Source organism: Nocardiopsis sp. NRRL B-16309 (assembly GCF_001279585.1).
Lineage (GTDB): Bacteria > Actinomycetota > Actinomycetes > Streptosporangiales > Streptosporangiaceae > Nocardiopsis.
On record NZ_LGEC01000012.1, the window covers coordinates 1 to 360 of the forward strand.

Sequence of the window (360 nt, forward strand, 5' to 3'; positions counted from 1 at the left end):
CCCCGTGCCCGCGCCCCGGCGCCCCGAGCGGGTGGCCGTCTGATGACCACGACCACCACCCGGACCCGCCCGGCCGTCTTCTGGGAACACCGCACCTACAGGGGTGACCTCGCCCAGCTCTCCCAGGTCCGCGCCGACCTCGCCACCGACCTGGCCGGATTCGACCCCGACCTGGTCGACACCCTCCAACTCGTCACCAGCGAACTCTTCGCCAACGGCGTCAAGTACACCGACTCCGGCCGCACCGGCGGCGAGGTCATCCGCGCCCTGTCCATGCCCGACGCGGCCACCCTGCGCGTGTCCCTGAGCGACTGCGGCGGAGGCGGCGGCACGCCACGCATCCCCACCGAACGCACCGCC

1 protein-coding gene is annotated in these 360 nt (G+C 73.6%); it reads left to right on the plus strand.

The window, feature by feature from the left end:
- Positions 1–42: 42 nt before the first annotated feature.
- On the plus strand, positions 43–360 hold a 318-nt coding region (locus tag ADL05_RS03065), incomplete at its 3' end, for an ATP-binding protein (protein ID WP_369800879.1).